The sequence below is a fragment of the Synechococcus sp. H60.3 genome, assembly GCF_047462295.1.
Taxonomy (GTDB): domain Bacteria; phylum Cyanobacteriota; class Cyanobacteriia; order Thermostichales; family Thermostichaceae; genus Thermostichus.
In genome coordinates this window covers 25505-33984 of the sequence record NZ_JANSIY010000011.1, presented here as the reverse complement: position 1 = coordinate 33984, position 8480 = coordinate 25505, and the positions used below count along the sequence as shown (strand labels likewise).

Genomic DNA, 8480 nt, shown 5'->3' with positions numbered 1-8480 from the left:
GGTGCGCCCGGTGCCGCAGTTGGAGCAGCGCCTCAAGGAAGCCGCCAAGCTGGGGTTCCGCCACGCCATCATCCCCAACAGCCCTGTTTTGGCCGACGCTGGCCTGCGCCTAAGCCGGGTGCAGCGGCTGCTGGAGGCCCTGCTGGTGGCTCTGCCCAGCTCCGAGCCTACCCAGTGAGAGGGGATCCCCAACTGGCCCAGCTCGGCAGTCGATCTTCCGCCGAGAACCAATCTGCGGGCAAATGTCTTCATATCTATAGCGTTATATAGTAAAGTTTAATGCAAGGACAGCGACTCGATCCCTGCTCGGGTGGGCACCCTATCCTACAGACACTGGCGAAAGATACTGACCAAGGATCGACCTATGGCGTTGGTGGCCCTGTTTATCTTCGTGGTGTACCTGATCGTCTCCCGCTTGAACGCCCAAGCAGAGCGCTAGCTGCTCTCCAAAAGGGATCCGGCCAAAGCTGAGGAGGTCTGGCAGGATTTTTTGTCTCTTGCTCTGCTCAAGGAGGCAAGCCCAGGGTTGGGCTTCTGTCTCTGGCGTGGGATTGGAGAAGCTCTCTGGTCACCCTTTTCCCAGCAGCCTTTGCTACCCTCGAGATGGTTTCATATCGGCTGATCGACAAACAACCGAGCAGCCCCTAGCAACCCTGCAAGGGATCCCGGCATCATGGTTTCTGCACCTTCTAGCCCCCTCAAGCCCTCGACACCAGCAGCGGAGTTTCCACCGCCGCCGCCACCGGATGTCAGCGACCTGGCAATCGAGGACGACCAGCCTGTGGATAGCATCTACTCAGAGAAGCTGCAGCGCCTGCTCACCAGCGCCCTCTACGCTTCCTTCCAGCCCAGGGCCAAAGACAGCGGCGAGCCGATCCCCTTCTTGGCCACGGCCAACGTCGGCCTGTTCTACGCCCTCAAGCTGCCGCCGCTGGTGCCCGATGTCATGCTCAGCCTGGAGGTGGCTCCCCCCGCCAGCTTCGAGCGCAAGGAAGATCGCACCTACTTCGTCTGGGAGATGGGCAAGCCCCCCGACGTGGTCATTGAGATTGTCTCCAACCGCGAGGGGGAAGAGCTGGGTCGCAAACTCAGGGACTATGCCCGCGCTGGGGTGGCCTACTACGGGGTGTACGATCCTTTGCGGCAACTGCGGGAGTTACAGGGATCCCCGCTGGTTCTTTTTCAGCGGCGGGGGGGAGAGCTGGTTCCCTTCGATTCCACTTGGCTGGAGGAGATTGGCCTGGGCTTGACCCTCTGGCAGGGATCCTTCGAGGGCGTCAACACGGAATGGCTGCGCTGGTGTGACCGAGAGGGCCAAGTTTTGCCCACCGGCGACGAAAAGGCCGCCCTAGAGCAGCAGCGGGCCGAAAGAGAACGCCAACGGGCCGAAAGACTTTTGGAGCTGCTGCGTTCCCACGGGATCGCGCCGCCGGAAGAGTAAAAAAAGGATCCCGTCCGTTCCTGAAATCCTCTATTCCCTTTACTCCTATGTCCACTCTCCCCAGCAGCAGTGAAGCCGCCCAACGGGCCGCCCGTCTCGAGAAAGCCCGCCACCTGCAGGAGCAAGGGATCCTGCCCTATGCCTATTCTTTCCCGGTTACCCACCTGGCCGCCGAGTTGCAGGCCCAATTTGCCGATCTCGAGCCCGGCGCCGAGCGGGAGGATGTGCAGGTGGCCGTGGCCGGACGGATCCGGGCGCGGCGGGTCATGGGCAAACTGGCCTTTTTTACCCTTCAGGATCGCTCCGGCACCATCCAGCTCTACCTAGAAAAGCAACGGCTGACGGAGCACATGGGAGAGCTGGCTTTCAAGAACCTGGACAAGCTCCTCGACGTGGGCGACTGGCTGGGGGCCAAGGGCTGTCTCAAGCGCACCGAAAAAGGCGAGTTGTCGGTGCGGGTGGATGAGTACCAGGTGCTGACCAAGGCGCTGCTGCCCCTGCCCGACAAGTGGCACGGCCTACGGGATGTGGAGAAACGCTACCGCCAGCGCTACGTCGATCTCATCGTCAACCCCGAGGTGAAGCAAACCTTGCTCGACCGGGCCAAGATCGTCCGCTCCCTGCGGCAGACCCTGGAGGAGCAGGGCTTTGTGGAGATCGAGACGCCGGTGTTGCAGGTGATCCCCGGCGGGGCGGAGGCGCGGCCTTTCATCACCCACCACAACGCCCTGGATCTGGATCTCTACTTGCGCATCGCCACCGAGCTACACCTGAAGCGGCTGGTGGTGGGCGGGATCGAGCGGGTGTACGAAATTGGGCGGGTCTTTCGCAACGAAGGTATCTCCACCCGCCACAACCCGGAGTTCACCTCGCTAGAGGCCTATCAAGCCTTTGCCGACTACCACACCATGATGGAGCTGACCGAAACCCTGGTCTGCAACGCCGCCCTGGCGGTACGGGGATCCCTGCAAATTACTTACCAAGGGGAAGCCATCGACCTCACCCCACCCTGGCGGCGGGTGACGATACAGGAGTTGGTGGAAGAGGCCACCGGCATCTTCATCGACGTGGAAAAGGGATCCACCGCCGAGCTCTTGCCCGCCCTGGCCGAGCAGGGGATCCCCGATCTCTCCCCCCAGGACTCCCCTGGCAAGCTGCTGGTCAAAGCCTTCGAGCACTGCTGCGAAAGCCGTCTGCGCCAGCCGACTTTTGTTCTGGACTATCCCCTGGAGGTATGTCCGCTCACCAAGCCCCACCGCAGCAAGCCGGGGTTGGCGGAGCGCTTTGAGCTGTTTATCGTCGGGCGAGAGACGGCCAACGCCTACTCGGAGCTGACCGACCCGGTAGACCAACGGCAGCGGCTGGAGGCCCAGGCGGCCCTGAAGGCAGCCGGAGACGAAGAGGCCCACTTTCTCGACGAGGACTTCCTCACCGCCCTGGAGTACGGCCTTCCTCCCACCGGCGGCCTGGGCATCGGCATCGACCGTCTGGCGATGCTGCTGTGCGACGCCCCTAGCATCCGTGATGTCATCGCCTTCCCGCTGCTGCGACCGGAGACGGGAGAAAGCCCTGAACAGGAAAAAGCCCCTGGATAGGGGCCTATGCTACAAGGGCACGGTTCAGGGAAGTTACATCATCCCCGCACCGCCGGAGCGACCTGTTCCTGTTTTCGTCTTAGGTTCGGGCTTTTCCACCACAATGGCTTCAGTGGTGAGGTACATGGCGGCGATGGAAGCCGCGTTTTGCAGCGCCGAGCGCACCACCTTGGCCGGATCCACGATCCCCTGGGCAAACATATCGACATAGGTTCCGGTCAGGGCGTCGAAGCCAAAGGGCATCTCCTTCTCCAGAACCTTTTCCACCACCACAGACCCCTCCAGGCCAGCATTGTGGGCAATCTGATAGAGCGGCGCCTGTAAAGCCCGGCAGACGATGTCCGCCCCCACCTGCTCTTCTGCGTTCAAGGTGGCCTTAAAGGCCGGGATCCCTTTGGAAAGATGCAGCAGCGTTGCCCCGCCACCGGGGACAATCCCTTCCTCCACTGCCGCCCGCGTGGCATTGAGGGCATCTTCAATGCGCAGCTTGCGATCCTTGAGCTCCGTTTCGGTGGCAGCCCCCACCTTGATCACCGCCACCCCACCGGCCAGCTTGGCGATCCGCTCCTGCAGCTTCTCGCGGTCGTACTCGGAATCGGTGGTCTCCAGTTGCTTGCGGAGTTGGGCCACCCGCTTCTCCACCGCCGCTTTGGTGCTGCCATCGGTGACAATGGTGGTCTTGTCTTTGGTAACGGTAATCTTGCGGGCCACCCCCATCATGTCTAGGGTGACATTTTCCAGTTTGATGCCAATATCTTCGGAGATGAGCTGCCCACCAGTGAGGATGGCAATGTCCTCCAACATGGCCTTGCGTCGATCCCCAAAAGCCGGCGCCTTCACCGCCACCGCGTTCAACACCCCCCGCAGGCGGTTCACCACCAAGGTGGCCAGCGCCTCTCCTTCGACATCTTCCGCAATGACCAGCAGCGGCCGCCCCTCTCGTGCCACTCGCTCCAGAACAGGCACCAGATCTTGTAGGCTGGAGAGCTTGTTGCTGGTGATGAGCAGATAGGCATTTTCGTATTCGGCCACCATCCGCTCCGTATCAGTCACGAAATAAGGGGAAATGTAGCCGCGGTCGAACTGCATCCCTTCGACAACTTCCAATTGGGTTTCCAGCGACTTGGACTCTTCGACCGTGATCACCCCATCTCGCCCCACGGCATCCATGGCTTTGGCAATCATCTCCCCCACTTCCGGGTCGTTGCCGGCAGAGATGGTAGCCACCTCGGCGATGGTCTTGCGGCCTTCCACAGGCTTGGCATGGGCGGCAATTTGCTTCACCAGGTAGGCGGTGGTCTTCTCGATGCCGCGCCGCAAGGCTACGGGGTTGGATCCTGCCGAAATATTCTTCAGCCCTTCCCGCACCATGCTCTGGGCCAAAATGGTGGCTGTGGTGGTGCCGTCTCCGGCCACGTCGTTGGTCTTGGTGGCCACTTCTCGCATCAACTGGGCACCGGTGTTCTCCAAAGGATCCGCCAACTCAATTTCTTTGGCAATGGTGACCCCGTCGTTGACGATCTGGGGAGCGCCAAACTTCTTCTCCAGAACAACGTTGCGCCCTTTGGGGCCAACCGTAACCTTGATTGCATCCGCCAGTTGATTGATGCCCTGCTCCAATGCCTTGCGGGCCTCTTCTTTAAACAGAATCTGCTTGGCCATAGAATCCGCGATCCTCGTAATTTCAACTGGGCTACTTAGCGCTGAGTGCTGCTAGGCGGAGTGGGATCCCAGAAGAGCCCCAGCGATCCATCGGCTTGGCCGAGTGCAGAGTTAGCACTCTGAAACCTCGAGTGCTAATCTAACCCAAAAGCGGGATCCCCAGCAAGATGAGTTGGGTTTGGAGTCGCGGCCTTAGCGGGGATGGGAGAGTTAGGCGTTGCCACCGATGAGGATGTCGGGAAACTGGGCTTGGGCTTCGCTGATGGGGCGCTCGCGTCCGCCGTTTTGCCAGTAGTTGATCAGTTCAGTGGCTTGGTTGAGCAGAGTGATGCGATCTTCCTCGCTGATCCAAGTTTTGCTCTCCAGCTCAGCTTTGAGCTGTTCCCAGGCGTCATCTCGCGGCCAGAAGAAGTAGCGGGTGAGGGGGCTGCGGTTTTTGGCCACCACCTGATCCACGGCAATGGCCAAATCGTTTTCCAGCCAGAGAGCTTTTAGGGCAAGTTTCGGCAAGGCTCTTTTCTCCTTTGCAGGACTCGACAGGTCACACGCTGGCTCGGCCTGAGCCGGGCAGCCTTCTATTCTGACATAAGTCCGGATCCCTCAGGGGATAGGCCCGCTCAGCCCTGTTTAGGTCTTGGGGCAAAAGCGCTTAGATCGCAGAGGGCTGTTTTCCCTTTCAGCACCAAATCTCTCAGGACGGCAGCGCTAATCGGGGCCAGCAACACCCCATTGCGGTAGTGGCCAGTGGCAACAAAAAGATTGACATAGCCGGGAGCCGGCCCCAGGATGGGGGCACGCTGCCCCAGCGGTCGGGGTCGATGGCCGGCCCAGTGCTCCAGCAGGGTGGCTTCGGCTAGGGCCGGGCAAAGCTGGATGGCGTGGGCCAGCAGATCCTGTAAGGCCAGCAGCGTCGGCTCAGGCTGGGTGGCCTGAAACTCCACGGTTGCCCCCACCCACAGGGATCCATCGCCGAGGGGAACCAGGTGGAGATCCGCGGCGCTCACGACCGGCCCCAGAGGGATCCCAGCGGCTTTGATCCGCAGGGCCTGGCCCTTGACAGCCTGCAGCGGTATCTGCAACCCCAGCTCCTCAGCCAAAGGGGAGCTGCCCAGGCCGGCAGCGAGAACGACATAGCCTGCCGAGAAGGTAAAGGCCGGCGTATAAACTGCCTGCAGGCGAAAGGGAGGATCTGGGCTGCGCTGCATCTTCTGAACCGGCTGGTGAAAGAAAAAGCGGCAGCCTCTACGCTGGGCTGCTTCCACAAGCGCCTGCGTGAGGAGGCGGGGTTGGATCTGCCGATCTTGGGGCGAGTAGATGGCCCCGGCCAGGTCGCCGCGCAGGCCCGGCTGCAGGGATCCCACTTCGCCGGGGCTAAGCAGCTCCAGGCGGTAACCTGCTTGCCGCCGAGCCGCCAGGGTTGCTTGCCAAGCGTCCACTTCCTCCTCCCGAAGGAGCTTGAGGATGCCGTGCCGATTGACGGGCAAATTCCGACCCAAGTCCGCTTCCAGCCGGGCAATCAAGGGATCAAACTGCTCCAGGCTTTTCAGGCGCAACTGCACCACCTCCCCATCCGGCTGGCGGCTGCAGATCCCCATCAACACCCCCAGTGACGCGCCCGTGGCGCCTGAGGCCGGATCCTTGGCGTCGATCCCAACCACTGATAGCCCTGCGGAAGACAGCTCGTAGGCGATGGCACAGCCCACCACGCCACAGCCAATCACCAAAACGTCACAGTTCAAGGTTCTTCCTCAAAGAGATCCCTTTTGCCGTGATACCCCATTCTCCGGGCGGGATCCCTTCTGGAGAGCGGCCAGCTTTGCCGCCCTTGTCCTCTGCGGCAAAAAGTAGGGGAAACGGCTAAGATGTCGACATCCCCGACTGCCTTCGCCCATGGATACTGAACTGCTGCTGCCCGACATCGCTGATCTGGTCACTGAGGACGATACCCCGGTGGATAACTTTGCCTCTGAAAAGCAGCAGCGTCTCCTGACGGGGGCACTCTACAGCTCTCTGCCCCACAAAACCTTCCTGGCAGCAGCCAATGTGGGCATCTACACCACCCCTAACCGACCTCCCATCGTGCCGGATGTTTTTCTCAGCCTGGATGTCACGGTGCCGGAACAATGGTGGGAGAAGCAGAACCGGTGCTATCTGCTCTGGCAATTTGACAAGCCGCCGGATGTGGTGATTGAGATTGTCTCCAACCGCGAAGGCGACGAGCTAGGGGGCAAGCTCAGTCGCTACGAGCAGATGCGGGTCAGCTACTACGTGGTTTTTGATCCCAACCACGAGCTGGGGCCAGAGGAGCTGCGCATTTTCGAGCTGCGAGGCCGCCACTATGCGGAAATGACCGAGACCTGGCTGGAACAGGTGGAGCTGGGCCTGAGGCTGTGGGACGGAGTTTTCGAGGGGAAACAAGCCCGCTGGCTGCGCTGGTGCGATGCCCAAGGGCAGTTGCTGTTGACGGGAGATGAGCGGGCCGAGCTGGAGCACCAACGAGCCGAGCGGGAGCGCCAGCGGGCCGAGCTGGAACGCCAACGAGCCGAGCGGGAGCACCAGCGGGCCGAGCTGGAACGCCAACGAGCCGAACAGGAGCGCCAACGGGCTGAGCGTCTGGCGGAAAGGTTGCGGGCTTTGGGCGAGGATCCTGATCTGGAGAGGTGACATACTCCTGGCCCTCACTGCATCCCACCCTAAGTGAAGGTCTCAGGAAAACCTATCTCCAAAGTCGCTGGGGATCCCCCGCTTTCCCCTACACTCAAAGAGGGAGCTACCCCCAAGTTGGGAAATCGTCCAGATGGGCTATCGCCGCCAGGATTGGTTGGCCTACTGGCTGCTCAAGTGGCTAGTGGTCAATCCACTGTTTCGGGGACTGTATTTTGGCCGCACCTATGGCCAGGAAAACGTGCCTCGCCAGGGATCCCTGATCATTGTCAGCAACCATGCCAGCCACTTGGATCCGCCGCTGGTGGCCAATGCAGTGCGCCGCCCTGTAGCCTTCATGGCCAAGGAAGAGCTGTTTCGGGTGCCAGCGCTGAAGCAGGTGATCCGGCTCTACGGGGCCTACCCGGTCAAGAGAGGCGGCTCTGACCGCGCTGCCTTGCGAGCCACGGAAGCAGCCCTGGCGCGGGGATGGGCGGTGGGGATCTTTCTCAACGGCACCCGCACCCCCGATGGCCGCATTCCCCAGCCTCACCTGGGGGCTGCCTTGGTGGCAGCGCGCACCCAGACACCTCTGCTCCCCGTGGCCCTCTGGGGTACCGAGAAGGTGCTGCCCAAGGGATCCCGCTGGCCACGGCTGTTCTGCCCCATCACGGTGCGCATCGGCAAGGTGATCCCCCCCCCTGCTTCCAGCGATAAGGCTGATTTGCAACAGGCGACGGCAGAGTACGTGCAGGCTATCCACGCTCTTTTGGATCAGGGGCGCTGAGGGTATCTTGGGCTACCAGATACTCGGCCACCGGGATCCCGCCCAGGATATGCTCTTGCAGCACCCGCTCTATCACCGGGGGCGTGGCCGAGTGGTACCAAAACCCACCGGGGTACACCAACAGCACTGGCCCGGGAACACCATAGTTGCAGGCCCGCAGGCAGTTGGCCTTGGTGCGGTTGACGCGCAGAGGGCCTACGCCCGCCAGCTCTAGGTTCAACTGCTGAATCCGCAGCCTCAGGTATTCCCAGGCTTCCAGTCCCACCGCTTTCTCGCAGCACTTGGGCTTGGTCTGGTCGGCGCAGAGAAAGAGATGCCAATGGTAAGACGGAAGCGGAGCCGGCTGAGGTTC

General features: G+C 61.5%; 8 protein-coding genes. 4 read left to right on the top strand and 4 right to left on the bottom strand.

Annotated features, from left to right (window positions below):
* Positions 1–673 precede the first annotated feature (673 nt).
* On the top strand, positions 674–1441 hold the full coding sequence (locus NW841_RS02530; protein WP_414385209.1) for a Uma2 family endonuclease: 768 nt from the start codon (positions 674–676) through the stop codon (positions 1439–1441).
* 47 nt (positions 1442–1488) lie between these two features.
* Positions 1489–3036 (top strand): lysine--tRNA ligase, encoded by a 1548-nt coding sequence (gene lysS, locus NW841_RS02525; protein ID WP_414371706.1) that lies wholly within the window; start codon positions 1489–1491, stop codon positions 3034–3036.
* A 33-nt stretch (positions 3037–3069) separates the two neighbouring features.
* Here the strand turns inward: lysS and groL are convergent, their stop codons facing one another.
* The 3 genes from groL to NW841_RS02510 all read right to left on the bottom strand — a co-directional run bounded on the left by groL (position 3070) and on the right by NW841_RS02510 (position 6437).
* Positions 3070–4698, bottom strand: coding sequence for a chaperonin GroEL (gene groL / locus NW841_RS02520; RefSeq protein WP_414364414.1), 1629 nt, complete (start codon positions 4696–4698; stop codon positions 3070–3072).
* Between the two features lie 210 nt (positions 4699–4908).
* Positions 4909–5238 (bottom strand): 30S ribosomal protein PSRP-3, encoded by a 330-nt coding sequence (locus NW841_RS02515; protein WP_414364441.1) that lies wholly within the window; start codon positions 5236–5238, stop codon positions 4909–4911.
* A gap of 77 nt (positions 5239–5315) precedes the next feature.
* Positions 5316–6437, bottom strand: coding sequence for an NAD(P)/FAD-dependent oxidoreductase (locus NW841_RS02510; RefSeq protein WP_414385207.1), 1122 nt, complete (start codon positions 6435–6437; stop codon positions 5316–5318).
* Positions 6438–6588: 151 nt separating this feature from the next.
* On the opposite strand from NW841_RS02510, the gene NW841_RS02505 reads away from it, so the two are divergent.
* Together NW841_RS02505 and NW841_RS02500 are read left to right on the top strand one after the other, a co-directional pair.
* Positions 6589–7362 carry a Uma2 family endonuclease gene (locus tag NW841_RS02505; RefSeq protein WP_414377149.1) on the top strand — a complete coding sequence of 258 codons (774 nt, stop codon included), beginning with the start codon at positions 6589–6591 and terminating at the stop codon, positions 7360–7362.
* 133 nt (positions 7363–7495) lie between these two features.
* Positions 7496–8128: a lysophospholipid acyltransferase family protein gene (locus NW841_RS02500; protein ID WP_414334248.1), complete on the top strand. Its 633-nt coding sequence runs from the start codon at positions 7496–7498 to the stop codon at positions 8126–8128.
* Here NW841_RS02500 and NW841_RS02495 read toward each other — a convergent pair.
* Positions 8097–8480: (2Fe-2S) ferredoxin domain-containing protein (locus NW841_RS02495; protein WP_414385205.1), on the bottom strand; the 384-nt coding region annotated here is incomplete at its 5' end. The genes NW841_RS02500 and NW841_RS02495 overlap by 32 nt on opposite strands.